The sequence below is a fragment of the Vibrio kanaloae genome (genome assembly GCF_024347535.1).
Taxonomy (GTDB): domain Bacteria; phylum Pseudomonadota; class Gammaproteobacteria; order Enterobacterales; family Vibrionaceae; genus Vibrio; species Vibrio kanaloae.
Genome location: NZ_AP025498.1, coordinates 766,633 through 793,631, shown reverse-complemented (window position 1 = coordinate 793,631; position 26,999 = coordinate 766,633). Strand labels below are relative to the sequence as shown.

Annotated in this window: 24 protein-coding genes; 7 read left to right on the top strand and 17 right to left on the bottom strand. The window is 43.1% G+C overall.

What is annotated here, in order from left to right:
- Window positions 1-38: 38 nt before the first annotated feature.
- A complete protein-coding gene (locus OCV24_RS17705; protein WP_150877412.1) occupies window positions 39-1,064 on the bottom strand; it encodes a zinc-binding alcohol dehydrogenase family protein in 1,026 nt (341 codons plus the stop codon).
- 155 nt (window positions 1,065-1,219) lie between these two features.
- Window positions 1,220-1,987 carry a glycine betaine ABC transporter substrate-binding protein gene (locus OCV24_RS17700; RefSeq protein ID WP_150877742.1) on the bottom strand — a complete coding sequence of 256 codons (768 nt, stop codon included), beginning with the start codon at window positions 1,985-1,987 and terminating at the stop codon, window positions 1,220-1,222.
- A gap of 268 nt (window positions 1,988-2,255) precedes the next feature.
- Between OCV24_RS17700 and OCV24_RS17695 the strand changes: the two genes are divergently transcribed.
- Complete coding sequence (locus tag OCV24_RS17695) at window positions 2,256-3,188, top strand: LysR family transcriptional regulator (RefSeq protein ID WP_046223088.1); 933 nt, start codon at window positions 2,256-2,258, stop codon at window positions 3,186-3,188.
- Window positions 3,189-3,333: 145 nt separating this feature from the next.
- On the opposite strand, the gene OCV24_RS17690 is transcribed toward OCV24_RS17695, so the two are convergent.
- From OCV24_RS17690 to OCV24_RS17660, 7 genes are all read right to left on the bottom strand, one after another.
- Window positions 3,334-3,720, bottom strand: coding sequence for a hypothetical protein (locus OCV24_RS17690; protein WP_017058043.1), 387 nt, complete (start codon window positions 3,718-3,720; stop codon window positions 3,334-3,336).
- Window positions 3,721-3,874: 154 nt separating this feature from the next.
- Window positions 3,875-4,702, bottom strand: coding sequence for a Cof-type HAD-IIB family hydrolase (locus OCV24_RS17685; RefSeq protein ID WP_137007909.1), 828 nt, complete (start codon window positions 4,700-4,702; stop codon window positions 3,875-3,877).
- 51 nt (window positions 4,703-4,753) lie between these two features.
- The gene (gene araC / locus OCV24_RS17680; protein WP_017058041.1) at window positions 4,754-5,593 is read right to left on the bottom strand and encodes an arabinose operon transcriptional regulator AraC; all 840 of its coding nucleotides are present in this window, start codon (window positions 5,591-5,593) and stop codon (window positions 4,754-4,756) included.
- A gap of 64 nt (window positions 5,594-5,657) precedes the next feature.
- Window positions 5,658-6,170 carry a hypothetical protein gene (locus tag OCV24_RS17675; protein ID WP_077681352.1) on the bottom strand — a complete coding sequence of 171 codons (513 nt, stop codon included), beginning with the start codon at window positions 6,168-6,170 and terminating at the stop codon, window positions 5,658-5,660.
- 48 nt (window positions 6,171-6,218) lie between these two features.
- The gene (gene araA, locus OCV24_RS17670; protein WP_046223091.1) at window positions 6,219-7,706 is read right to left on the bottom strand and encodes an L-arabinose isomerase; all 1,488 of its coding nucleotides are present in this window, start codon (window positions 7,704-7,706) and stop codon (window positions 6,219-6,221) included.
- A 9-nt stretch (window positions 7,707-7,715) separates the two neighbouring features.
- Window positions 7,716-8,456, bottom strand: a complete 741-nt coding sequence (locus OCV24_RS17665; RefSeq protein ID WP_150877414.1) for an L-ribulose-5-phosphate 4-epimerase — start codon at window positions 8,454-8,456, stop codon at window positions 7,716-7,718.
- A complete protein-coding gene (locus tag OCV24_RS17660; RefSeq protein WP_137026453.1) occupies window positions 8,449-10,152 on the bottom strand; it encodes a ribulokinase in 1,704 nt (567 codons plus the stop codon). The genes OCV24_RS17665 and OCV24_RS17660 overlap by 8 nt, the downstream gene beginning before the upstream one ends.
- Before the next feature lie 371 nt (window positions 10,153-10,523).
- Here OCV24_RS17660 and OCV24_RS17655 point away from each other — a divergent pair, with 371 nt between their 5' ends.
- The 3 genes from OCV24_RS17655 to araH are packed head-to-tail and all read left to right on the top strand — an operon-like array spanning window position 10,524 to window position 14,114.
- Window positions 10,524-11,522: an arabinose ABC transporter substrate-binding protein gene (locus tag OCV24_RS17655; RefSeq protein ID WP_077681349.1), complete on the top strand. Its 999-nt coding sequence runs from the start codon at window positions 10,524-10,526 to the stop codon at window positions 11,520-11,522.
- A 60-nt stretch (window positions 11,523-11,582) separates the two neighbouring features.
- Window positions 11,583-13,100, top strand: coding sequence for an L-arabinose ABC transporter ATP-binding protein AraG (araG, locus tag OCV24_RS17650; protein WP_150877416.1), 1,518 nt, complete (start codon window positions 11,583-11,585; stop codon window positions 13,098-13,100).
- A 24-nt stretch (window positions 13,101-13,124) separates the two neighbouring features.
- A complete protein-coding gene (gene araH, locus OCV24_RS17645; protein WP_017058034.1) occupies window positions 13,125-14,114 on the top strand; it encodes an L-arabinose ABC transporter permease AraH in 990 nt (329 codons plus the stop codon).
- A gap of 213 nt (window positions 14,115-14,327) precedes the next feature.
- Here araH and OCV24_RS17640 read toward each other — a convergent pair whose 3' ends face one another.
- Window positions 14,328-15,005, bottom strand: a complete 678-nt coding sequence (locus OCV24_RS17640) for a DNA alkylation repair protein (protein ID WP_017058033.1) — start codon at window positions 15,003-15,005, stop codon at window positions 14,328-14,330.
- A gap of 124 nt (window positions 15,006-15,129) precedes the next feature.
- Here OCV24_RS17640 and OCV24_RS17635 point away from each other — a divergent pair, with 124 nt between their 5' ends.
- Window positions 15,130-15,753, top strand: a complete 624-nt coding sequence (locus OCV24_RS17635) for a bifunctional 4-hydroxy-2-oxoglutarate aldolase/2-dehydro-3-deoxy-phosphogluconate aldolase (RefSeq protein ID WP_017058032.1) — start codon at window positions 15,130-15,132, stop codon at window positions 15,751-15,753.
- A 147-nt stretch (window positions 15,754-15,900) separates the two neighbouring features.
- On the opposite strand, the gene OCV24_RS17630 is transcribed toward OCV24_RS17635, so the two are convergent.
- The 3 genes from OCV24_RS17630 to OCV24_RS17620 all read right to left on the bottom strand — a co-directional run bounded on the left by OCV24_RS17630 (window position 15,901) and on the right by OCV24_RS17620 (window position 17,797).
- Window positions 15,901-16,704: a MetQ/NlpA family ABC transporter substrate-binding protein gene (locus OCV24_RS17630; protein WP_017058031.1), complete on the bottom strand. Its 804-nt coding sequence runs from the start codon at window positions 16,702-16,704 to the stop codon at window positions 15,901-15,903.
- 336 nt (window positions 16,705-17,040) lie between these two features.
- On the bottom strand, window positions 17,041-17,268 hold the full coding sequence (locus tag OCV24_RS17625; protein ID WP_017058030.1) for a helix-turn-helix domain-containing protein: 228 nt from the start codon (window positions 17,266-17,268) through the stop codon (window positions 17,041-17,043).
- Window position 17,269: 1 nt separating this feature from the next.
- On the bottom strand, window positions 17,270-17,797 hold the full coding sequence (locus OCV24_RS17620) for a DUF2975 domain-containing protein (protein WP_150877418.1): 528 nt from the start codon (window positions 17,795-17,797) through the stop codon (window positions 17,270-17,272).
- A gap of 162 nt (window positions 17,798-17,959) precedes the next feature.
- Between OCV24_RS17620 and OCV24_RS17615 the strand changes: the two genes are divergently transcribed.
- Window positions 17,960-18,304: a hypothetical protein gene (locus tag OCV24_RS17615; protein ID WP_046223261.1), complete on the top strand. Its 345-nt coding sequence runs from the start codon at window positions 17,960-17,962 to the stop codon at window positions 18,302-18,304.
- Between the two features lie 859 nt (window positions 18,305-19,163).
- Here OCV24_RS17615 and OCV24_RS17610 read toward each other — a convergent pair.
- A complete protein-coding gene (locus OCV24_RS17610) occupies window positions 19,164-20,105 on the bottom strand; it encodes a DMT family transporter (RefSeq protein ID WP_150877420.1) in 942 nt (313 codons plus the stop codon).
- An 84-nt stretch (window positions 20,106-20,189) separates the two neighbouring features.
- Here OCV24_RS17610 and OCV24_RS17605 point away from each other — a divergent pair, with 84 nt between their 5' ends.
- Window positions 20,190-21,092 (top strand): LysR family transcriptional regulator, encoded by a 903-nt coding sequence (locus OCV24_RS17605; protein WP_017058026.1) that lies wholly within the window; start codon window positions 20,190-20,192, stop codon window positions 21,090-21,092.
- 365 nt (window positions 21,093-21,457) lie between these two features.
- On the opposite strand, the gene OCV24_RS17600 is transcribed toward OCV24_RS17605, so the two are convergent.
- From OCV24_RS17600 to OCV24_RS17590, 3 genes are all read right to left on the bottom strand, one after another.
- Window positions 21,458-22,405 (bottom strand): hypothetical protein, encoded by a 948-nt coding sequence (locus OCV24_RS17600; RefSeq protein WP_137009296.1) that lies wholly within the window; start codon window positions 22,403-22,405, stop codon window positions 21,458-21,460.
- Window positions 22,406-22,777: 372 nt separating this feature from the next.
- Window positions 22,778-23,971: an acetate/propionate family kinase gene (locus OCV24_RS17595; RefSeq protein ID WP_017058024.1), complete on the bottom strand. Its 1,194-nt coding sequence runs from the start codon at window positions 23,969-23,971 to the stop codon at window positions 22,778-22,780.
- 703 nt (window positions 23,972-24,674) lie between these two features.
- Window positions 24,675-26,753 (bottom strand): DEAD/DEAH box helicase, encoded by a 2,079-nt coding sequence (locus tag OCV24_RS17590; RefSeq protein ID WP_077681346.1) that lies wholly within the window; start codon window positions 26,751-26,753, stop codon window positions 24,675-24,677.
- Window positions 26,754-26,999 lie beyond the last annotated feature (246 nt).

The window sequence follows — 26,999 nt, the reverse complement described above, 5'->3', positions numbered from 1 at the left end:
ATTATTTAACTATCAATATAAGTATTTAATTATCAAGATCAGTATTTGATAGCCGTTTTACCAATAGATGCACTACTTTCAATACGCTGGTGTGCTTCTTTAAGTGTCTCGACGCTAAAGTCATACAACGTTGTCGTAAGCGTCGATTTAATGCGACCCGCATCAATCAGATTAGCCGTTTGGAATAGGATATCTTGCTGCTTCTGGATATCGTCTGTGTTGAACAGTGAACGTGTAAACATAAGCTCCCAAATAAAGCCTGCAGATTTACCTTGTAATGCCGATAGGTTGATTCCGCCATCGAACTCAACAATCGAACTTATCATGCCTTGTGGTGCAATCAGTTCTACCATTGCATCCCAGTGCCCTTTGGTATCAGCGACATTAAATATGTAATCGACGTGCTGAATGCCTTGCTCTCGCACCGACTCGACAAGGTTACGGTGGTTCACCACATAGTCTGCTCCCATATCCCTTACCCACTTTTCGGTTTCAGGTCTTGAAGCTGTTGCGATAACATTTAGGTTGGTCAATTGCTTAGCCAGTTGAATCGTAATTGAACCAACACCGCCCGCTCCACCAATGATCAGGATAGACTTTTTCTCTTCAGGACGAACTCGCAGGCGGTCAAACAACGCTTCCCAAGCGGTAAGTGTTGTTAAGGGCATAACAGCCGCAGCTTCATCAGAAAAGCTCTTAGGTGCTTTAGCCGTAATACGGTAGTCCACAGCTTGGAATTCTGCGTTAGCCCCCATGCGTGTTACGTCACCCGCATAGTACACACGGTCACCGACTTCGAAGCCTTCAACGTCAACACCTTTGCCAACAACTTCGCCGACTGCGTCATAGCCCAGCACTTTTGGCTGCTCAAGAGTTTTATCTTTGGCATTACGAATACGAATTTTTGCGTCGGCAGGGTTGATTGAAGTCGCGCTTACTTTTACCAGTAAGTCATTATTTTTTAGTTCTGGCAGACTCGTTTCAAACTCAAATAAACTGTCTTGTTCTGTAATCGCAAGTGATTGAGTAAATCCGATCGCTTTCATTTTTGATGGTACTGACATTGTGCTTTCTCCTTGAATTAGACGAGTTAATCTTAGTGAATTTCCATTCCAGATAAACCGCCTCATATTTGAATTATTACCAATTAATATTTGATAATCGTATTACCATTATTAGGTAACATAAAAATGTAACGGTATTGCAGACGACATAGCGACTAAATCAGGCCCTTCTCAACCAACCAAGCATGTGTTACTGCATCTTGTGACTTACCTTCACGGCAAACTTTATAATCCAACTCGGCAATAATATCGTTTGAGAATCGCAATGAATCGAGCTTCTGAATCTGTTCTTCGCTAAACAAATGCTTCTTGTCATGTCTTAAAAGAAGTACCGCTCTGTCAACAATTCCAAGCAAACCTTTAGGCTCTTTAATCTCCCGAATGTCATAGCGATAATGCAGGAGTTGTGGTTTCCACAGTGGCACTACCACCCACTCTTTGTTTGCGACTGCACTTTCAAAAGCATCGAAGCAATCGCCTTCGCTACCCGTGAAAAACTCATAACCCGAATCACTAAGCCCATACTCTTTCATTATCTGGATCGAGAAACGCGTTATGCCAGCACCTGGGTTAATACCCTGAATTTGGGCTTTCATTCTCTTTGCTACTTCAGGCTTCAAAAGATCGGCGACTTCAGACACCGCTTCTTTGGGTACATAGTTAGGTACCCCCCACAACGCATAAGGTTCATAATGAAGTCCAAGCTCGATCAATGGCTCGACTTCCTCAACACCAGCTTTGTAGATACCATGGCTTGATGGAAGCCAAGCCGAAGAGAGCATGTCAACTTCACCCGCTTTCAGTTTCTCAAAGTTTTCTTGATGAGGAGAGAAAACACGCTCTACCTCGAACCCCAACGCTTTCAATACATTGGTAACCAGTGATGCCGTTGTACGGTGGAACGACAAATCCGTTACACCCATTGTGATTTTCTTAGTCATCTTGTCTCCCTAGATCGTAGATTTCGTCCATACAATGTGTATTGCGCTACGTTGTCGATATGGAAAAATGATAGTGAAAAGATTGCTAATGAAAAACAGCCTCACATTTGAATTATTATCAAATTAGTTTTGAAAATTAACTGTTTGAAGCTAACTTAGAAGAGATAAGTAGAGATAACCCATTTGCAGATTGGGATAAGGAAATATCCCAACTCCATGTTTAGAATATAATTCAATACAGGTAGATAATATGCTTCTTGAAGACTTACAGGTCATTTTAAAAGTAGCGGAGTTTCGCAGTATCACCGCAGCAGCAACCAATCTTGACATGCGCACTGCGACTGCAAGCGCCGCCGTGAAACGTGTTGAAGCCGCGTTGGGCTCTGAATTATTTGTAAGAACGACTCGCCACCTAAGGCTCTCTTCAGCAGGTGAACGTTATTTACCGGAATGTGAACAAGCCTTAAAAATATTAGCTCAAGCTAAGATCAACATCCGCGAAGAGCTTGGTATTGTCGATGGTGAAATTCGTATTGCGCTTTCATCCGATCTAGGCCGAAACTTAGTCACACCTTGGCTTGATGAGTTTTTACTTGAATACCCTAACGCTGCACTCCGCACTAACATCAGTGATAGTAATATAGATTTTTATCGAGATTCTGTTGATATGGCGCTGCGTTATGGCTCCCCGACTGACGCCAATATGTACGGTTTTAAAATTTGTGATGTCCCCAGAATCCTGTGTGCTAGCCCTGATTATTTAGCTGAAAAGGGAGCACCAAATGAACCCAAAGACTTGTCTCAACACAATGGGTTGCTCTACCAACTCCATGACATTTTGCAAGATGAGTGGGTATTTAATGATGGAATTCATGACCATAAAGTGAAGTTGAAAGGAAATAGAGCTTCGAACGACGCCGACCTTGTGAGACGTTGGTGTGTTGCGGGAAAAGGGGTTGCGATAAAATCTTGTCTAGATATGTCAAGCGAGCTACTTTCTGGTGATGTCGTCAATGTGATGCGCACGTTTAAGCCAACACCTACGGAGCTATGGTTAGTGTGTCCAAGCCGACAATCGATCACACCGACCGTACGCTTATTAAGAGATTTATTCAGAGAAAAAACTGCGGAGATCATTTCCCAACTGAATGCACAAGGTATTGTAGAAAGTAAGACACCATAGGATCTAACTCAGCTTAGAAATAGGTCATAGAGATACAAAAAAGCGTTAGCGAACTTCAATCCGCTAACGCCTTCCATCATTTAAACATCATACGTGTTTGATAAACACGCTGACTTTAATGCGAGTGCCTAGTCTAATACGAGAGTTAGTTTGACTCTTCTTCAACGTCGCAGTCTGCACAGCACTGCAGTGCGATTTCATGTTCAAAGGTGATGGTATCGTTACCTTCTTCTAGCAACTCGACGATTTCATCCGCGACTTCTTTCTCATCTTCCGCTTCGATCCCACTCTCTAGCTCTTCTTCCGAATAACCGAAAAAATTCAGTAATAAGTAATCACGGGCTTCCTCTTTAGTACATACCACGTTTGCTGAAAGATCAGGCGTAACCTCACCTTGCGCAAGCGTCGCCGTTATTTGTGCGATAGCATCATCTTTCATCGCAGGCGTTAACCAACCCAGATCAGTACTTACGGTTGTTTTTTTACAATCGAAGCAAGGCAGTTGGTGAAAGTAGTATTGAAAGGTAGTCATAGGTAATTTCTTCTTTAGGTGTTATATAGCAAGATTATGCGCGTTTTCTTGTAAAATACTATCTCAATAGACACCGAAGACCAAATACTTACTACGTCTTCATACAAGACATGAGAAAAAGTGCTACAAAGCGAGTCATTTACCAGTTAACGCTTCACTTCAATGGAAAAAGTTCTTTTAATAATAAAGCTAACCCTTCTCCTTGATTGTCCGTGCTTGTCACCCGATCAGCGGAGTTTTGTACTTTCTCGCTAGCATTTAGCATCGCGACACCACAACCCGCCATAGAAAGCATTGAAACATCGTTGAAATTGTCTCCGATCGCAACAATTCGGTTTATATCAAGCGACATATTAGATGCATAGTCCAGTAGCGCTCGGCCTTTACTGTGTCCTTTAATGGCTAAATCAATTCGGTTGGTTCCTGAAATAGAACCCGAAAAATGAGTGGTAATTAGCTCTTCTTGCAAAAACTGGTTGAAGTTATCCGTACTGCCTTGAACCACAAACTTCCAAATGCACTCTGCTCTTTGCTGTTCTTGAACTAGGTTTTCCACAAAGTAAATTTTAGGTCGTTTATCGATGGGATAACTATCAGCCCATTGTTTTAGAGGTAAGATATATGGCATGGGGTCTTGGTCCCAAACCGCCATACCAGAATCAGTGTACATCACTATTTTCAAGTCATAGTCAAAAGCGAGTTGCAGGAACGCATTAGCCAAGGTTGGGGGAATTGGTGTCCCGCTTTCAACCTGCTGATTTACATAGTTGTATTGGTAAACACCGTTGCAACAGATAATCGGCAAGGTAACACCCAATTGGTCATAATAAGGTTTTGCTGCTGTATGGTGGCGCCCTGTAACAACCACAACATGATATTTATCTACAATTTTTTGAACATAGTCTCTGACCCAAGGGTTTAAAGTATGATCATTTCTGAGTGCCGTACCATCAAGGTCCAAAGCGAGCAATTGGTAATTCATGCGATATACCGAGTTTATTATGTGGGAAAGCAAGATATTTTCTTGCCGCGACTAAGTGATTTGCTCTCTATAAAGCTTAGGGCTAACACCAGACTTGCGTTTAAAGACTCGTGAAAAATAGAGGGGATCGGTATAGCCGACAACCCTGCCTATCCTGTTGACCGAATAGTTGGTGGTCACCAAGAGTTGCTTAGCTCGGCTGACTCGTTGGTCGTCTCGCCATTGAGTAATCGTCATTCCAACTTCATCACGAAATAGGTGACCTAAACGTGAAGCGGATAAACAAGTAAAATCCGCAATGTCTTCTAGAGAGAAACTTTGACTTAAATTTTGTGCCATATAGTTCATCGCCTCAATCACACGTGGGTCGAGAGGTTTATTGACGACATCTGGCTGGATACTTTTACAGCGAATAATCAGTTGTTCAAGAAGGTTGATCGCTAAATCATCGCGATAAGGCATATCGGATTTGGAAATATATTCTATATCGATAAACAGCTTCTCTAACATTGAAACCGTGCTGCTTTCTATTCCCTTGGTGAGATATACCCCTTTATGCTGTTCGTGCCAGCAAAGCCACTCGTTCCAAAATGCACGTGGACGAAAATAAATCCATCGGTGGAACCAAGAGGCATTGTCTTCTTTACGATGATAAAAGTGAGTCGCACTCGGTGGAAAGAGCAGTAAGTCACCCGCTTTTACATCAAAAGCCTCATCGCCATGGAAAATAGTACCCTCTCCTTGGCTAGTGAGGTTAATAATGAAACCTTTCATCCCATTTGGTCGGTCAATGACAAAATCTAGCTCATCTCCTTCAATAATAGGAGTGAGGCCAGCCACAAGGTGAGCGTCAAAGTTATACCCGGGCTTTAATGGATCGTTGTTTTGCATGCATTATCTATATTGAGGTTTATGTCAGTCTATTCTGGCTACGAAATAGTGTCACCGTGATTCCTCACAGTTTATCCAGAATAATCCACTGTTTAGCAGAAAACGCTTCTCTGAAAAAATCGGTCTTCTCCGTTTTGGATAGAAAGTCACTCGGCAGACCGTCTCTTCTATGTTGCCAAGGGAAGTGAGGTTTAGGGAGGGCTTCCTTATCAATAGGGCGCGGTAGATGTTGGATTTCATGGCGGATATCTAAACGTGTAGGTACGCTATTGCGCGCTAGGTATTCAATCACCAGAGCATCGCCAGAAAAATAGTAATTCATGTTAATCGACAACGTTTCTGAATGTTGCACCTGACACCATTGCTCTAGCCGATCCGTTTTGTGACGAAACTTCCAGTTAGCTTCCGATACTGAAATCAGGTTTCCGTTATTCATAACCTCAATAACACCAACATAATGAATTTCACCATCGAATTGAAGTTCAAAACTCGTGGGGTGCGCACTGTCGAGCTTAAGTACCCAGCATGATTTATCCAATTGATAAATGGGCGTAGCAACTACATCTGTATCATTCACAAATTGACTCCAAAGTGCTCCCTTGTAGGAGCACATTATTGAGATTAATTAGCGGTAGTAAACGCCGTTGTGACGTAAGTCTTGTTTGAACTGACGCAAGTTAGTGTCATTATCAATCACGACCATTTCGATGCCTAGAATTTCTGCGTAGTCAGCCAGTGTAGACAAGGTTACCGCTTGACTATAAACCGCATGATGCGCGCCACCAGCGTGAATCCAAGCCGCCGCTGCCACATTAAGGCTAGGTTGTGGCTCCCACAATGCATGAGCAACAGGAAGATGCGGTAATGATGCTGGTGGAGTAATAGTATCAACCATATTCACCACCATTCTAAAGCGATCACCAAGGTCGATAACAGATACATTCAGTGCTTCACCAGATTGACCACTAAAAATCAGACGTGGGATATCACAACGACAACCTATTGTGTGACGGTGGATCTCTAGTTTAGGTTTTGCCGCGGCGATAGATGGGCAGACCTCGAGCATATGAGCACCCAAAACCTGGCCTTTCCCGCCAAAGTTGTAGGTGTAGTCTTCCATAAATGAAGTTCCACCTTCCCTGCCTTGCCCCATTACTTTAATAATGTGAGTCATAGCAGCCGTTTTCCAGTCACCCTCACCACCATAACCAAAGCCTTTACTCATCAATCGCTGTGTCGCGAGTCCTGGTAGGTTAGTTAGGCCCGTTAAGTTTTCGAACGTATTAGTGAAAGCGCTCGCACCAACCGAATTGAGGAAAGATTCCATACCCAACTCGAGACGAGCTTCTTGCACCATCAATATCTTTTGGTCTTTATCATTTAGAAGCTCTGGCGCCATCTCATAGGTTGATGCATATTCGTCAAGCAAATGATTCACATCTGATTCTGATACCGAGTTGACTACATCACTCAGCTCACCCAGCCCATAAGCATTCACTTCGTAACCAAATTGAATTTGTGCAGAGACTTTATTGCCTTCCGTTACGGCGACTTGGCGCATGTTGTCACCAAAGCGTGCGACTTTAAGTTGTTTACCGGCTTCTACACCAATTGCGGCGCGGCACCATTCATCGACATCTTTATGCACTTGCTCATCTTTCCAGTGGCCCACAACCACTTTTCGCTCAATATTCAGACGAGTACCAATAAAACCGAACTCGCGACAACCATGCGCACTTTGATTGAGATTCATGAAATCCATGTCAATCTCATCCCATGGCAGTTGCGCATTAAACTGTGTATGTAGATGTAGGAATGGTTTGTTAAGTTGAGTTAAGCCTGCAATCCACATTTTCGCGGGAGAGAAGGTGTGCATCCAGAGCATTAAGCCGACACAATTCGGATCGTTGTTCGCCGCACGGCACACAGCAAGGATTTCGTCAGGCGTTTTTACTGTGCCTTTGTTAGCGATGTCCACAGAAATTCCTGGAGCTGCATTTAGGCCAGCAATGATTTCTTCACTGTTATTTGCCACACTTTCTAAAACTTTTGGGCCATACAGATGCTGAGAACCTGTTACAAACCATATTTGTTTCTCATTGAAAATATTCATCATGTATCCTTATTTTTTGGTTTGACCGTAGTAGGCGTTTGTGCCGTGCTTACGTAAATAGTGTTTATCCAAGAGCGATGGATTAATCGAACTTACGCTCGAGTTGATTTGTAATGTTTGTAATGCCATACCAGCAACCACCTCCACCACCACAGCATTATGTACAGCTTGATGTGGATCTTTCCCCCAAGTAAACGGCGCGTGCTCTTTAACAAGAATACCGGGAGCAGCCATCGCGTCTCCGTCACCAATGGTTTCAACAATTACTTTGCCGGTGTTTAACTCATAATCTTCAGCAATCTCTTTGTCACTCAATGCTCGAGTACAATCGATTTGACCATAGAAATAGTCCGCGTGGGTGGTCCCTAGTGCCGGAATGGCGCGACCTGCTTGAGCCCATGCTGTCGCTTGTGGCGAATGAGTATGGACAATACCTCCAATATCGGGATATTGACGGTAAAGCTCTAAATGCGTCGCGGTATCTGAAGAAGGATTCATCTCTCCCTCAACGATTCGGCCTTGTAGATCCACAATTACCATGTTGGCGGCGCTGAGTTCGCTGTATTCAACACCACTCGGTTTAATGACGACCAAACCTGACTTACGGTCGATGCCTGAAACATTCCCCCAAGTGAAGGTCACAAGGTTATGGCGCTGGAGGTCCATATTGGCTTGCCAAACTTGATGACGAAGTGCTTTAAGGCGTTCTGCGGTTAAATCAACGTCGGTCCATACTGTTTGTTCAGACATTGTCACGCTCCTGAGATTGATGAAATTCAGCAAGCTGCTCCATGTGCTGCCCTAATTGACGATAGGTCGCATATCGCTCCGCTCTCATCGCTTGTACTTCTGGGTTTGGTAAATAGGCTTGACGAACGGGGCTGGCCATCACACTTTGTGCTGCTTTGGTATTTGGGTAAACGCCCGCGGCTACTGCAGCAAATATCGCAGCTCCCAAGGCACAACATTGCTCCGACTCTACGACGACGATTTCGCGGCCTATCACATCAGCACACATTTGCATTACATACGGTGATTTCTGAGCAATACCACCAATGGCAATCACGCGTTCAACGGTTACGTCTTGTTCAATAAAGCAATCCACAATCGCTTTTGCACCATGCGCTGTCGACTCTACAAGCGCTGAGAATATAGCGGGTGAAGCACTGCCAAGATTCAAATCGCAAATAGCACCTTTTAAACGCTGATTTGCATAGGGAGTACGTCGACCATTAAGCCAATCCATTGCCACTGGTGTGTACTGGTCAATACCTTGCTGCTCTGCTACTTCCGAAAGCATTGGCAGTAAGTCAGAAGCGATTTCTTCTGCGGTCAACGCAAAGTCTGGGTTACGCTCTACATAAGCCTGCAATGGCCACATCAATACGTTTTTAAACCAAGCGTACATATCACCAAACGCTGATTGCCCCGCTTCTAAAGCGAGCAACTCGGGCATAGCACTGCCTTCTACTTGGCCACAAATCCCATGAATAGTGCGGTCACCGACCTGCTCTGCTTCCACCATTAAAATGTCACAGGTCGAGGTTCCAATGACTTTCACTAAGTCATTGGCGCCAGCACCCGCTCCAACGGCCCCCATATGACAATCAAACTCACCAATGGCGATGGCAATACCTTCCGGTAGCCCCAATCGCTCTGCCCACTCTTTCGAGAGATACCCAGCCGCTTGATCTGATGTGAATACATCCGAAAACATGCGGTCACGAATACCATCGAGTGTTGGAGAAATTGCGCTTAAGAACGCTTGGTCAGGCAAACCACCCCAGCTGTCGTGCCACATGGCTTTATGCCCAGCAGCACAAATACTACGGCGTAGTTTTTGAGGATGTTGATTACCGGAAAGAGTGGCTGGAATCCAGTCACAAAGCTCTACCCAGCTATAGGCTCGCTTTGCAATTTGTTCATCTTGTTCACTGACCCACGCAGCTTTAGCCCAGAACCATTCCGATGAATACACCCCACCGATGTAGCGGGTGTAATCGGTATAGGTTCCCGAGTGTGCTAGCTCATTAATCAAATCGGCTTTAGTTACCGATGTATGGTCCTTCCATAAAACGAACATCGCATTGGGGCTGTTTTCGAACTCTGGAAGTAAAGCGAGAATGGTACCGTTTTCATCAATTGGCGCAGGTGTCGAACCAGTTGTATCAACACCAATACCCACGACAGAAGAAGTTACGGTAGGTGAAACTGTGCTCAACACTTCTTGGATAGCGTCGGTCATCGCATCCAGATAATCTTGGGGGTGATGCCTGAACTGAGATTGATCAGGCTGACAATAAAGTCCTTTGATCCATCTTGGGTAATAGACAACAGACGAAGATACTTCTTTGCCTGTGTCTGTATTAACGACAAGAGCACGTACAGAGTCCGATCCGAAATCTAAACCAATTACATGCTGCTGATGTGTTTTCAATGTGTCCATAAGAGCTCCAACTTTTGGTCAGCAAACTAAATCCTCTTGCAGTTATAGCGAGAGCGAAGCCGTTATCCCATAAATAGGCTCGCTAACTTTATGGACAAAAACGCCACGAGACGTTTTTTGTGTTCTCTCTAACACCTGGGGAAATCGAGCTAGAATCACACAATAATTAGCAAATTTAACATTTCAAGTGCTGGCAAATTAATCTCAAATCACGAAAAACCCACCAACCGAGAGCTACATCATAGTCTCTGCGGCTAAATAAATGGACAAAAACGCTACATTCCTCAGCTGTGATTCTTATCACTAATAATTATTCCAAGATCCACAAATATGTAGGACGAACACTCACCTCTACCAGCGGATGGATAACAATGAAACTAAAAAAACTACTCACAGTCGCGGCCTTATCTGGCATTACTTTACTAAGCGCTTCTGCCAATGCCTTTTTCGGCTCTAACGATGAAACTCGATTAGGCTACCTAGTTAAGCAACCGGAGGAACCATGGTTCCAAACAGAATGGTCATTCGCTGAAAAAGCAGGTAAAGATTTAGGCTTTGAAGTCGTAAAAATGGCTGTGCCCGATGGCGAAAAAACCCTTAATGCTATCGACACCCTCGCGGCACAAGGTGCGAAAGGTTTCGTTATTTGCACACCTGATCCTAAATTAGGTCCTGCAATTATGGCGAAGGCAAAAAGTTATGACCTGAAAGTTGTGACAGTCGATGACCAATTCCTGAATGCGAAAGGCGAGCCGATGACCGACGTTCCATTGGTTATGATGGCAGCAACCGCTATTGGCGAACGCCAAGGAACGGAGCTTTACAATGAAATGCAGAGACGTAACTGGGATGCCTCTACAACAGGTGTAATGGCAATCACCGCTGACGAGCTTGATACAGCACGTCGTCGTGTAGATGGCTCGATTTCGGCACTAGAACAAGCTGGCTTCCCTGTCGATCAGATCTATCGTGTACCAACGAAAACCAACGACATCCCAGGTGCGCTAGACGCAGCAAACTCTCTGCTTGTTCAATACCCAACCGTTAAACAGTGGCTAGTTTTAGGCATGAACGACAATACTGTACTAGGCGGTGTACGAGCTACTGAAGGTCAGGGGTTCAGTGCAAACGACGTAATCGGTATTGGTATCAATGGCGTCGATGCAGTGAACGAACTGGCTAAATCTCAGCCGACAGGGTTCTACGGTTCACTGCTACCTAGCCCAGACGTACATGGCTACAAAAGTATCGAGTCACTTTACAAATGGGTGACCGACGATATCCAGCCAGAGAAGTTTGTAGAAGTTACAGACGTTGTACTTATCACGCGTGATAACTTCAAAGACGAACTAGCTAAGAAAGGGCTATAAGCTCACTTTCGGTGGCGACCTTATGGGGTCGTCACCACCTGACTAAACGGAGAGAATGTCATGGCTAAGTCCCCCTCTTACATAGAGTTTCGCAATATCTCTAAGCACTTCCCCGGTGTTAAAGCATTGAACAACGTTAGCTTCCGCGCCGATGCGGGCAGTGTTCACGCTTTGATGGGCGAAAATGGTGCTGGTAAATCAACGCTTCTCAAGACTCTCAGCGGATTTCATCAACCAACTGACGGTCATATCGCCATTGACGGTAAAGAAGTAGCGCTAAACTCAACTAATGATGCCCTTGCTCACGGTATTGCCATTATTTATCAAGAACTCAACCTCGTTCCTGAGCTGACGGTAGCCGAGAATATTTATCTTGGACAGTTGCCAACCAAGGGCGGCCGAGTGGACACCGAAACTCTAAACAGAAATGCACGAGTTCAGTTAGAACGCTTAGGTGAAACCTTCGATCCTTCATGCCAACTAAAGGATCTTTCTATTGGCCAATGGCAAATGGTTGAGATTGCCAAAGCATTGAGTCGCAATGCACAAATTATCGCTTTTGATGAGCCAACCAGTAGCTTATCGCAACGAGAAATTAAGAATCTATTTAAGGTTATTCGTGAACTGCGTGATTCTGGAAAAGTCATCATGTATGTATCACATCGTATGGAAGAAATATTCGACCTTTGTGATGCAATTACTATCTTCAAAGATGGTGAGCACGTGCAATCATTCCATGATATGTCAGAACTGACTCATGACCGCTTAGTGGAATTGATGGTAGGTCGCGAAATCAACGATATCTACAACTATCGTTCACGTCAGCATGGTAAAAGTGGCCTGCGTATAGAAAACTTCGAAGGCCCAGGGTTAAGCCAGCCGCTATCAATGGATATCAAACAAGGTGAAATTTTAGGGCTATTTGGCTTAGTGGGAGCTGGACGAACCGAGCTAACTCGCCTTATTTTTGGTGCAGATAAGAAAAATGCAGGAGACCTGTTTCTTCACAATATCAAAATTGGCGTGAAAACCCCGCAAGATGCCATTCGAGCTGGCATTACGCTGTGCTCGGAAGACCGCAAAGCCGACGGCATCGTTCCTATCATGTCGGTTCAAGAAAACACCAACATTAGCGCTCGCCCTTGGAATCTAAAGTTCAAAAGCTTGATTGATTTCGACTGGGAGAAAAAAAACGCTTCGAAGCAAAAAGAAGCACTTAATGTAAAAACTTCTTCTTTAGAACAACCTATTGGAAAACTGTCCGGTGGTAACCAGCAGAAAGTCATTCTTGGCCGTTGGTTGTCAACAGCAATGAGCGTCATCTTGTTAGATGAGCCTACCCGCGGTATCGATGTTGGAGCAAAGTCAGAAATATACGAACTCATTTTTAAGCTGGCGGAAAACGGGGTGACCGTACTCGTCGTTTCCAGCGACTTACCGGAAGTATTGGGTATCTCAGATCGCGTCGTTGTCATGAAAGAAGGCGCTGTGACCGGTGAATTACAACGCGACGAATTTAACGAGCAAACTGCGCTTCGTCTGGCAATGTTAGACCAAGAAGGTTCGGCCGCCGCTTAACGCTTAAAATTAAGGAATATTATTATGTCTGTAACAAGCTCTACAAAACCTCTTGAACCACAGGACGCAAAACGCTCCTTTAATTTGGCCGGAATTTGGGACCGATTCGGAATGCTGATCGTGTTCGCTGCCCTATTTATTCTATGTGCCTTATTTGTGCCTTACTTTGCGACTTTCATCAATATGAAAGGGCTTGGTCTGGCAATTTCGATGAGTGGCATGGTGGCATGTGCGATGCTGTTCTGCTTAGCTTGCGGTGATCTCGACCTGTCTGTCGCTTCAATTATCGCCTGTTCAGGTGTCGTGACCGCAGTAGCAATTAATGCAACGAGCAGTTTGGTACTTGGTATTGGTGCTGGCTTATTGTCTGGTGCAGCATTTGGGCTACTTAACGGTTTCGTGATAGCGAAACTGAAAATCAATGCGTTAATCACTACGTTAGCAACCATGCAGATCGCTCGTGGTCTCGGCTACATCATCTCCGACGGCAGAGCAGTAGGTATCACAGAAGAGAAATTTTTTGCTTTGGGCAACTCATCCATCCTAGGAATTCCGACACCGATATGGCTGACCATGATTACTTTTGCTCTATTCGCTTTTCTTCTCAATCGTACTGTTTACGGTCGCAATACGTTAGCGATAGGTGGTAACGAAGAAGCGGCGCGTTTGGCTGGTGTCAATGTAGTCAAAACTAAGATGATCATTTTCACCGTGTCAGGATTAATCTCAGCGCTTGCTGGGGTTATTTTGGCAGCACGTATGACAAGTGGTCAACCAATGACCTCCGTAGGTTTCGAATTGGTCGTCATTTCAGCTTGTGTGCTCGGGGGAGTATCTCTCAAAGGTGGCATAGGCAAAGTGTCCTATGTTATTGCTGGGGTATTGATTCTGGGAACGGTAGAAAATGCGATGAACCTGCTTAACATGTCGCCGTTTTCTCAATATGTCGTCCGAGGCATTATATTACTAGCCGCTGTTATTTTTGACCGTTACAAGCAGAGTAATCAAGGATAAGTTGATAAGATCTCAGGATCATTAGGTTATTCATGTATAACACGGTAAGGGGTCAGACATTACATTTAGTAGCAATGCCAGTGAATCCTCGCTGACATTCCTCAATGTTTGACTGGTAAAAAGCATAAGGTGATTGGCCCTGAGGGACAAGTATTCAATCTAGGTCGAAGAATCAGGGAAATCATCTCAAGACTTACATATGAAGGATTGAAACTAATCATCACAATTCAGCCATTTCAGTCCTTCTCGCCTTGCCAACCCTTGAATGTTTTGCTGGTCAATAAACGACTCCACAGAATTTGCGTTAGTTTTCGAGAACTCCCGTAATGCCCAACCTATCGCTTTTTGTATAAAGAATTCCTCATCAGCCTGATTTTCTTTGATTACTTCAAAAAGAAGGCTTTCGTTAGTCTGCTGTTTGAACTTTAATTGATAAAGCAATGCGGACCGCCTTAACCAAATATTATCAGAGACGCGCCAACGGCTTATATAGTCTTGAGTTTGAGCAGTATGGTTGATATGCAGGGCGGCAACAATGTGTGAAGCGAGCAAATCAACTGTGTCCCACCATGATTTCGTTATGATCAACCACTCTACTTCAGCTAAGAATGTTTCTGGAAGCTGCTTTTTGCGTTTAATGAGCAAGTCGACAGCAACCATTTGAAACTCCCTTTCAGGAAGTAACCATAGCTCTCTGATAATACGAGGTAAGTCAGCGATATTGGGGAGCTGTTCTTTTGTAAAAAGAGGCTTCAAAACCTCTCTTCTTTGTGTTGCCTGAATTCCATAGAAATGAAACCGATGACGCATGTAAGCTTGCATCTGTAGCGCTTTGTCACTATTTGCCAAAGGTTCAAGTGCTGTTTTTATCGCATTATTCCAAGTATGCATTTAGTCGGTATCCCTAAGTATAAACAGAGTTCAACTCTAAATAAAAATGGCATTTAATCATAGCGTTAGGGCATTTTTTAATTCATATTATTTCGACAAACTTCGATTAGACTAAGGACAAGCCATGACCACTGTTAAACAACGTTTAAGTGATATAAAAGTCGTCCCTGTAATTACTATTAAAGATGCAAGTAAAGCGGGTAAGCTCGCAAAAATTCTCGTTGATAATGGCCTTCCTTGCGCTGAGGTGACTTTCCGTACTCCAGCCGCGCCACAAGCGATTAAAAATATGCGCAAAGCTTACCCTGACATGCTAATCGGCTCGGGAACGGTCATCACCACTCAGCAAGTAGACGAGTCAATAGAAGCGGGGGTCGATTTCGTGGTAAGCCCAGGGCTCAATCCAACAACCATCAAATACTGTCAGCAGCGTGGCGTACAAATCGTACCAGGTGTCAATAACCCTAGCCTTGTTGAACAAGCTATAGAACTCGGCCTCGATACATTAAAATTCTTTCCAGCTGAGCCTTCAGGCGGTGTGAATATGCTAAAAGCACTCACAGCGGTTTATCCTGTAAGCTTTATGCCAACGGGCGGGATTAGCCCTAAAAATGTCAATGACTATCTAGCCCTTCCTGCCGTGTTTGCCTGTGGCGGAACATGGATGATCCCATCAGATCTTATCGATGACGAAAAATGGGAGGAACTTGGTCGTTTAATCGCAAATGTTGCTGACATTATTAAATAGCGACTCTGAATCCAACCATTTACAAATGAGATAGCAAGCAGAGCATTAGACACATGCTCTGCTTACTAACAGTACATACCCTTATCTACCAGTCACTCATGACTTACCCGGCTTTGTTACACAATGAGATGGACCTTGCTGTCTGGCTTAATTAGCCGCTTCGATGGTGCCTTTAAAGGTAGCATCTAAGAAGTCATTCATTTCTTTAGAGTGATAAATCGAGAGGATTGTTTCAAACACTTTTTTGTTTTTATCTTCATTTCGTGCAGCAACAACCATTACCGCCAAGGGTGCATTTTTGGGTTCCAAGTAAATCCCCTGTTTCTTCGGGTCAAGTCCAGAAGACATCACATAGTTCATAGTAATTGCTGCTGCATCTACATCATCAAGTGTACGTGGCAGTTGAGCAGCCTCTACTTCAACAAATATAATGTTTTTTGGGTTGGCGACGATATCTTTCAAAGAGGCGCTAAAGCCAACGTCTTCTTTCAACGAAATCAATCCTGCATCTTCAAGTAGCAGTAACCCACGGCCGCCATTAGTCGGATCGTTCGGGATCGCAATACGAGCATTCTCAGGGAGCGCGTCAAGTGCAGTGTATTTGTTGGAGTAAACTCCCATACGCATCAAAATTGAACGGCCAATCGAGACTAAATTACTGTTGTGATTATCGTTATAGTTATCGAGGAACGGCTGATGTTGATAGCTATTAAGGTCAATACTTCCATCGCTTAACGCAGCATTCGGGGTGATATAATCCGAAAATTCAACCACTTCAATGTTAATCCCTTGCTTTTCTGCTTCTTTAGCGACCGCCTCTACAACTTGAGCATGTGGACCCACCGTTGCACCAATTTTGATAACCGATTCGTCTTTTTTCTCGCATCCTGTTACGCCCAATACAAATGTTAATGCCAGTAGCAATATTGCGATTTTTTTACAGCTTCTCATGGTCACTCCATATAAAAAATAAAGACACTTAGATATCTAGACGTCCATAATATCGAACGGTGTGATTGGGTCAATAGGCTTGTTAAGAATTAAGTAAAGTATTGTTACTTATAAGTAAGGCAGACTTGTTTTCTAATGATTGGAATGAGTGAATAACTATAAATTGATATTCACTATAAATATGGACAAGATTCGCTAGAAACTAATACGGAAATGCACAGGAATACGTTTCGACGTTAAGGATACATTGCTTCGGGAGCAATAGTGGCTCAAGTAGACAAAGGTAAAGAGATGTTGAAACTCCTCACCTTTGAGATTCATTTTATCAGCGATACGTCACGATGGTGAATCCTCTTGGCTATTCGGTACATATTCTAAAATGTCTCCCGGTTGACAATTTAGATGAGTACATATAGCTTCCAGCGTCGCTAATTTGACCGCCTTTGCTCGCCCATTTTTGAGAACGGATAAGTTTTGTTCAGTAATACCAATGAGCTTGGCTAACTCGTTTGATCGCATCTTCCGCTTTGCCAACATGACATCCAGATTGATTATAATCGCCATACTAAATTGTCAGCTCGCTTTCTTCTTGTAGAACGGCTGCTTTTTCCATCACAACTGCAATTACTCTCACAATAAAACCGATGATCATCATAGTTATATGGCTATCGTCGATTGTAAACGACATGTTCCAATTACCATCATTGAAAGATAGAGCTAAGCTAAGAAGTACGTCCATCAGAAGTTCAACAAACGGCGTAGCAATTAATAGATAGCTGAGTTTTTTAAAGCACTCAGAGTTCTGAAGTTCAAAAATAATTCCCTTCTCGTACAAACGAAATAGCACAATTAACTGCCACAATAATGCCACTGTAAGTAGTGTAGAAATCATGCTAGGGAAGTAACCGATCAAAGAGCGCCCTGTAGATAAAGGGAGTGACACTTCAATCGGAAAACTGGCATTAAACCATGCTGCATTGAACATAGTAGCGCTAAACCAGAATACGGTATTCAGCACAACTGAAAACACTATAGAAAACCAGAATAGAGTAAGAAGTTTACGGCTAAAGTTGCTGATGGATTGTTTCGACATGATAGACCTTATAATTGATTAGCTTTTTAGCAATACTAATCAGTTAAAAATAAAAATCAATAATAATTTATCGTAAAACGATAAATTATTATTGATTTTTTTATGACTACTACTTAACATATACCACCTTAGTAAACAGAATGATGAATAAAAATGACCATTATGAAAAAACACATTTTCCTATCCATTGCATTATTTATGACCGCAGAGCCTAGTATAGCCAATGGCATATTTGTGGATAACCTTGATACTGAGTACAAGATCGCAAACGACAACTCATGGGAAAACTCCCCCTATGCTATTGACGCGACATCCGAATCAAATGCTTTTACTGGAGACAAATGCACACAGATAAGCAAAGAGCAGCTTGGCTCGCATCCAGACTCGACTAAAAACCAAGATGTAAAATGCTACGTCACTCACTTTCCGAAAAGTGATATCAGGACTCGTATGCAGTCGAATGAGGATGGTGATGTGAGTGTTGGTTTTTCTTGGGACTTTGATTGAGCGTGACTTGACCCCGCCGATATCCGACAGGCGACAATCCATAAACACGCTCAGCGAGATAGTGCCTAGATCCATATCCACCTTGACTGTCATAAAAGGATAAATAGGCTAAAGAGGAACGTGTATACTTTCACATGCAATAATGAAGAGAGTCGATATTAGCCATCGTTTCACATTTCTCTGCAATCATAACCCTACATGCTAAAGCCGTTGCTGAAAGGCCTAATAGGAAGCAACACAACAAAGCTCTTTGATCAATCATTGTTCACTGAGATTCAGGGGTGATGAAGAAGTAAAATAGGACAACCGTGCAAAAATTTGATACAAAAAACGAGCCTTCTGGGCTCGCTTTTCAATATTTTTCTTGCTCAGGCTTTAGCTTCGATTACAGAAGTTCTACCGACTGTTGAGCAATCACAAACTCTTCATTGGTTGCAAGGCATTAGTACTGCACCTACTAACACGGATTTGGACAACAATAAGAACAAGTAGACGGTCATAATAGAATACCAGGTTCTCTATTATGACCGTCTCGATGAAACCTGTCTTACCCGCTTCGTGGTCGACTCGACAGTATCCAGTGTTGTTCACACCCTATCCGATACCTTCAAGCCATCGATAAATAGCTCACCTGATTCTAATACAAGAGAGCAATTAAGCCTCAATATCTAAAGCCCTCAAATAACACCATTCTTATGCTTTCATTTAAATTATGATTATTAGAACTAAAACTAAACAGCTTTGAACAGAACTTAATGCTCAGACAGCACCACTTACACAATCAAGATGCAGATAATTCGAGAATTTCGTATAGCTTTTGGTAAGGAAAAGAGACCTCCTGCCTTTGTATATTGATAGATTAAGTTCCTGATTTAAAATTAAGTTCAGGTTCGCGACGTGCGTTTAAACTTTTAATACATGGTAGCAGTAGGCCTGCAATAACAATCGCAATACCGATCAATTGTAACGGAGTGACTGCCTGTCCGAGCATAAATGAAGTCAGCGCAGAGAAAATCGGTACAAAGTTAAAAAACAGTGCAGCATTCGCCGAGCCGAGGTGACGCACACCATTTAACCACAGCAAATAACCAGCAACCGTACCAAAAACTCCGATATACACCACTTCCGATACTCCCAACGCGCTACTATTCCAAAGCTCAGTGAACGGAAGTACTTCTGGCGATGCCAGGCACATCGCACCAATCACCGTCGCTCCGCTTAGCATACCGACAAAAGTATAAGAAATAACAGGCATCCAGCGACTGATACCCTGACTGAAGTAAGTGTACAAACTCCAAGCCAACATGCCGCAAAAGATGAGTTTATCACCGTGGTTGATTTGCATTGAGAGCAGTTCTTTCGGATGCCCATTGGTGATTACGATCAGTACGCCGGTCAAGCTAACTAGCAGACTAAAACACTGGGCGAAAGACGGCAGCGTTCTCAAAGCAATACACGTAATCAGCGAAGTCATCAGTGGGCTGAGCGCCATGATTAACGAGCCATTTGTCGCATTGGTGTAAGCTAATCCGGTAAATAAGCAAAGATTGAGCCCACCCACGCCCACAACGCTAACGGCGATGACCCAACACCATTGCCACAAACTTAAGTAAGGCTTGGGCATCCGCGCCGCTTTGAGGTATATCGCCAGACACGAAGCCGCAATTATAAAACGCCAGAACACTAGTGTCAGCGCGTGCACTTCGTTTAATACGAGTTTACCAATAGGAAAACAACTGCCCCAAAAGAAAGTACAGATAATGAGCAGAACAGCTGCGTTAAAAGTTGAATCAAATTTCATCGTCACTCCGAATGACTTGTCAAAATGTGTTCTCTAGTGTATTGATTTCAATAGTTAGATAAACAAGCAAAACTAAGACGGTAAATGCCATTTATGAAACCTAATTATTCGTTAGACGATCTGCGTTGTTTTTGTGCTGTAGCACGTTCAGGCAGTTTTAAAGACGCAGCACTATCTTTGGGTATGCCGCTCTCAACCTTAAGCCGCCGCATCCGTCAGTTAGAGGCCGATTTGCAACTTCGCCTGCTCAACCGCGACGCACACCGGATTGTCCTGACCAGTACTGGCGAGCAATACTTTCAACGTTCAGCCTTATTATTTGATGAACTTGATAATATCGACGAAGACCTGCATCGAGATAAACATCAACCACAGGGAAAAATTCGCATATCCGCGCCAATCAACGCAGGTTCGCAATTTCTGCGCACGATTTTTTATGATTTCTTACTTCAGTATCCGGATATTAAGCTGGATCTGAACCTATCAAATTCATTGATTGATATCGAAGCCGAAGGAATGGATGTGGTTTTTCGTGTCGGAAACGTAGTAGTCGATAACTGGATTGCTCGGCAGTTAAAACACATTCACTTCATCTTGTGCTCTCATCCTGATTACGATATTTCGACAATAATCACACCAGACAAATTATGCGATCATCCAACAATCATTTGCCATCCGATGACACCATGGCAACTGATACACAAAGAGAGTGGCGAAGAATTCAACTATTACTCGCAAAAAAGCGTCAGACTGGAATTGGATGAAATTGTGATGCTAACTCACGCTATAAAGACGGGCTTAGGGATCGGGTATGTACCGGATTATTTTGCGTTGCCAATGATCGCGCAGGGTGAAATGAGCCATGTATTGCCCAACTGGCGTAGCAAAGAACGCACACTGTTTATGCTCTATCGCGATCGGGATCATCTGCCGATGCGGGTACGCCTATTTATCGAATTTGTCATGCAGCGCTTTGAAGCGAATTAACCTCATTAGGTCAATTTTTTCACACATTCATTGCTAAACTTGGTAATGAAAAGTGGCTTGAATAAAATTCAAATAGTCACGTCATTTAAACAACTGTGGGGCAATAACTGTCAGACAGATTGTCTCTGGCAGGTATCTGGACAAAAACGTATCAGTGGCTTTGCTAATTTAGCGGTTCATGAATGACTTTAGGTATTGAAAAGTCGCTGTCTAGTTTTGGTGGTGAAATCCAAGAATAGGCGAAAATCGCCTAGGAGAGCAGTGGCAGTCTAGATAAAGGCTTACTGACTCGGTGGCTATTCAGTCATTCCTTTAGCATACAGGCTTAAGCCCTTACTTCGGTTTTAGTCTCTAGGTTAGGCAGGTTACAATGACGAAGCATTTTTCTTAGCCTTTGCTTCTTCCTCATCTTTTTTAGCTTGAGTATTTAACTCCTTATTAATTTCTCTTGCTTTTTTAAACCATCTAGTTGAATTATAGGTTAGCTTTATATTTGGGTAGTTATGCCAACGTTGCACTGTAATATGCTGTGAATTATTTAACCAAAAATGATTAAAATTATGCCCTATATCGGTGCCATAACCAATTGAGTCAGTAGCAATAGCAAATTTATTTTCTATTGATTTGTCTTTCAAATACTTAGTTTTTAACCCATCAATTAAGCCATCGTAGATTTTAGCTGACGTAAAATTATTTTTATCTGATAATTTGTTAGACTCTGGTTCCCACCAAAATTCAATACTGTAAAGTCTATCATCTATAAACTGCATTTTATGAGTTTTAACTCTTACTCCATTAATCACAGGCGCTCTTGGATCATCATAAACGTATAAAACTGGTCTCTTCGAAGAACCTGTAAACCATCTTTTCTCAAACCTTATATTAGATTGCTTTAGATTCTCTATTACGTCCAGGTAACTATCAACACCTACGTCATACCCAAAAAAGCTATGTAATGGTTGCACTTCTCTTCTAAATACTTTGAAATCTTCTTCCGTTACTGGTTTACATCCGTCCTGGCTGTGTAAAACGTAATTACCCAACACATCTATTATAGATATAGCTTGATCATTTTTCTTAATTGTATAGACCAACTTACCAACATGACCTTTCGCTACATGATAAAACTCATTAGTTCTTGAATTAAGTTCTCCCCTTATTTCCTTGGGAACGTCTTTTTTACCATCATTTATTGTATAGTATTTATTTGAGTAAGCCTCCCCCGTATCTGTAATTTCAACATAATTTTCGGCATGGACGGTGCTAACCAAACAGAGAGTCAACACCAGTTTTACGATCTTCACAATAACCACATAGTCTCCTAATATTTAAGCATAAATTTGCATAAACCTTGGCAGTTAGTCAAGGAGGAGAAAGGGATTGTGAATTACCTCAGTTTCAATCCGTTCTGTTAACCTTCGGCTTAAACTCAACAAACTCGTCAACGATATCTAAACACAGCTTACTTTTTCAGATTACTTTTGATGTGGAAAAGTTTTGGTAGCAGAATCTTAAAGGTAAAAGCACTAACTTAAAAAGGAGCATAAATAAGTCAGCTTTAGCCTCGTTAACTGGAAGAACTACTAGATGAAGAAAGTATCGCTCGTGATGGTTTAACGAACATATAAAACAAAAAAGCGAGCCACTTGGGCTCGCTTTTCATTATCTGATTTTCTTAGATTCTATTACAGAAGTTCTACCGACTGTTGAGCAATCACAAATTCTTCATTCGTAGGGATAACCATTGCTACTGCACCTAACATTTCTGACTTAGCAATGATGCCGTCAGAACCGAAGCGAGCAGCTTCATTACCCACAACGTCTTCAATAAAACCAAGAACCTTAAGGTTATTTAGGATCTCGCGACGAATTGGTAAAGAGTTCTCTCCGATGCCGCCCGTGAAGATGATGCCGTCTAGAGAATCTAGCGCTGCAAGGTAAGATGCAACGTACTTCGCTACGCGGTAGGTAAATACCTCAAATGCAAGCTTGGCACCCTCGTGCCCCTCCTCCATGGCTTCTATAATGCCACGAGCATCGCTCGTTAGGCCAGACACGCCAAGGAAGCCAGACTCCTTGTTTAGAGAGTTGAATACTTGTTCTTGTGACCAACCTTTCTTAAGTAGATATTCGATAATACCTGGATCTAGGTCACCACAACGTGTACCCATCATTAGCCCAGAAAGTGGTGTGAAGCCCATTGAAGTATCAACACTGCTACCGTCTTTGATTGCACATACAGATGCGCCGTTACCTAAGTGAACAGAGATGAAACTAGATTCTTCCACTGGCTTATTCAGCATTTTTGCAGCTTCACGGCTAACGAAGTAGTGGCTAGTACCATGGAAACCGTAACGACGCACACCGAAATCTGTGTACAGTTCTTTTGCTATTGCACCAGTAAATGCGCGTTGTGGCATTGTTTGGTGGAAAGCCGTATCAAATACTGCAAATTGAGGTAGAGAAGGAAAAGCTTCAATCGCAGCACGGATGCCAATAGCACCAGCAGGATTATGAAGTGGTGCTAGGTCTGATAGACTTTCAATTTCATTTGTTACTTCTTCAGTAATACGAACAGTCTGAGTGAACTTCTCACCACCGTGAACGATACGGTGACCAATCGCCACGATATCAGCAGTGAAACCCAACTCTTCCATTAGACCAACCAATTTACCAATGGCAATTTTGTGGTGGTTATCTTCACCTTGAATGGCAATCTCAGTTTTCTCGCCTTGATATTTCCAGCTCATACGAGCATCTTCAAGACCAAAACACTCCCCTAGACCACTTAATACTGCTTCACCAGAAACAGAATCGATTACAGCAAATTTTAGGGATGAACTACCCGAGTTAATAACCAGAACAAACGAATTAGACATTGGATATGGATCCTGTTTCAGTACGAATTGGATGAAGTGTTTACTTCAATTTTAGTTAAGTCCATTATTCAATATTTTTTGAATCTTTCAACTTTTGTTTTGAAAAAATCACCAAATGAACACAATTAAGTTGACCTTAGTCATAAAACTATTTATTTCGAGAGGGAAATTAAAAAATAGTTGAATAATAAAATTAATGAACAGGTGACGAAAACAAGTGATCACGTTATTTTTAACTTGATTCCGTTAATTAGAGCAACTCGAACAAATACAGGCAACCCGCCTAGAAAACACCGCCCTTCCCTTTCGTCTGCTTATCATTACTGATAGTTTGTTGATCGATTTCTCAATTGCTCAGTGTTTACATCAAAAAGCTCACAGGAGTTCAGAATAGTGATCCGATCTTCTTTTGATTGCCTTCGAGCACAACTCTACTAATAGATGCACTGTAACGTCGCTTAGATAGCCTTTACTCTTTGTTTTATTATCATGTAGCACATTCTTTCTGTATAGGCTTAGAGCGCGATACAGCTAAGTTTAAGCGCTAACATAAGTTATAGGCGCGAAGTTTAGTTGAAGTAAGCTGGCTACATATATCGAACCAACCAAAGCTTAAGTTCAAATAGCAGGCACAAAAAAGCCGAGCATTACGCTCGGCTTTTAAATTCAGGGTCTAGACTAACGCGTCTAAGAGACAGGTTAATTAACCTTCGCTGCGCTCTGGACGACGACCACGGTTACCACCGCCATTGCCGTTACCATGGCCACGTTCGCCACGGAAGTTACCACGGTGATCGCCACCACGGTTACGGTCGAAACGACGTTCGCCATCACGTCCACCAGCAGAGTTACCATCGCGTGCACCGTCACGATTACCACGGTAGCCGCCACGACCGCCGTTTCCACCTTCACGGTTACCACCTTCGCGATTGCCGCCTTCACGGTTACCACGGTAGCCGCCACCATCACGACCACCACGACCGCCACCACGGTTTCCATCACGACCACCGCCGCCACGACGAGGCTCACGGAAGTCGTTGAAATCAACAACTACAGCGCCAGCTTCTTTTTGGCGAATACGAAGCTTGCTTAGCTTACCAGCCGTTTCTGAGTTCATTGCTTTAGGCAGTTGAACGTAAGTAGAACCTTGGTCTAGCTTGATAGCACCGATAGAACCTTTAGTTAGGCCAAGTTCGTTTGCTAGTGCGCCAACGATGTCTTTAACCTGAACGCCTTGCTCACGGCCAACTTGTAGTTGGTAAGTATCCCAATCTTGAGTATTGAAGTTGCGACCACCACCGTCACGGCCGTTGTCACGATCTTCACGACGCTCTTTGCGACGGTTCTTATCACGCTCAATAGCAGCGATCATTGGGTCTTCGCCAACGTAGAATAGTGGGCTCTTACCTTGCTGACGCTTAAGAAGCATTGCAGCTAGAGTAGCAGCATCAACTTCTAGAGACTCTTGAAGCGTAGAGATAAGACCTGCAAAGTTTTCTATTGCTTTGCTTTCTTTCTCAGTTTCTAGTTCAGCACCAAGCTTAGCAACACGAGCTGCGGCAACTTGATCACGTAGCGGAAGTTGGATCTCTTCCATAGATGACTTAGTTACGCGCTCGATAGTGCGAAGCATGCGAATTTGGTTAGTGCGAACGAGTAAGATCGCTTTACCTTTACGTCCAGCACGACCAGTACGACCAATACGGTGGATGTAAGATTCAACATCAAATGGGATGTCGTAGTTGAATACGTGAGTGATACGTGGAACATCAAGACCACGTGCTACAACGTCAGTTGCAACTAGGATGTCGATAACACCTTGTTTGATGTGATCAACAGTGCGCTCACGTAGAGACTGAGGAATATCACCGTGCAGTGCAGCAGCTTTGAAACCACGTGCAGATAGCCAATCAGCTAGACGCTCAGTGTCTTGACGAGTACGTACGAATACGATTGACGCGTCAGTTTCTTCAGTTTCAAGAAGACGAGACATTGCTTCGTCTTTTTCTACGCCTTTAACAACCCAGTAATTCTGCGCTACTTTATCAACGGTGTGATTAGTACCTGCAACATCAACTCGTGCAGGGTTACGTAGGTAACGGTCAACAATAGTCTTAACCATTGGAGGCATAGTTGCAGAGAAAAGTACACGTTGTGCAGTTTCTGGAGCCTGCTCAAGAATCCAAGTTACGTCATCTACAAAGCCCATTTTCAGCATTTCATCTGCTTCATCAAGAACAAATGTATGCGCTTCATCTAGGTGTAGACGGTCACGAGTTAGTAAGTCTTTAACACGACCTGGAGTACCAACAACAATGTGAGCACCGCGGCTTAAAGCGCGCATTTGGTCAACAATTGAAGCACCACCGTAGATCTCAAGAACTTTAAGGCCTTTAACATCACGGCCAAGGTTTTTGATTTCCGCAGCAACTTGAATCGCTAGCTCACGAGTAGGAGCCATAATGATTGCTTGCGGTTTGTGTTGATTTAGGTTGATTTTGTTAAGTAAAGGCAGAGAGAATGCAGCTGTTTTACCAGTACCTGTCTGTGCTTTACCTAGTGCGTCACGGCCTTCGAGAAGAAGAGGAATAGCTGCTGCTTGGATTGGAGTTGGAGAAACGAAACCCATACTATCAAGAGCTGAAAGAATGTTATCGTTTAGGGCTAATTCATTAAATTGAATTACAGATTCGGACATTGGGATCCCACTATATATAAGTAAACAAAAGGTCCCGGGAGCTCTACCAATTCCAATACTGATCCAATCAGATACTGATTCCATTCAGAGTTACGAAGCAGTAATAAAACACTTCAAGCCATTAGGGACGTCTAAGGGAGGCGGATTATTCCCTAAATGCATAAAAAAATCCAGAAAAAATTGAAATACATCACATATTTTTCGGTTTTATACCATTATTGGCTACCATATCGTCAAAACTTGATGAACATCTCGCCACTGCTTGCTTCAATCGTCAAATTGATAGACTTAAATGAGTGCGCAATTAATTCACTCCCACTTCGGCTTTAA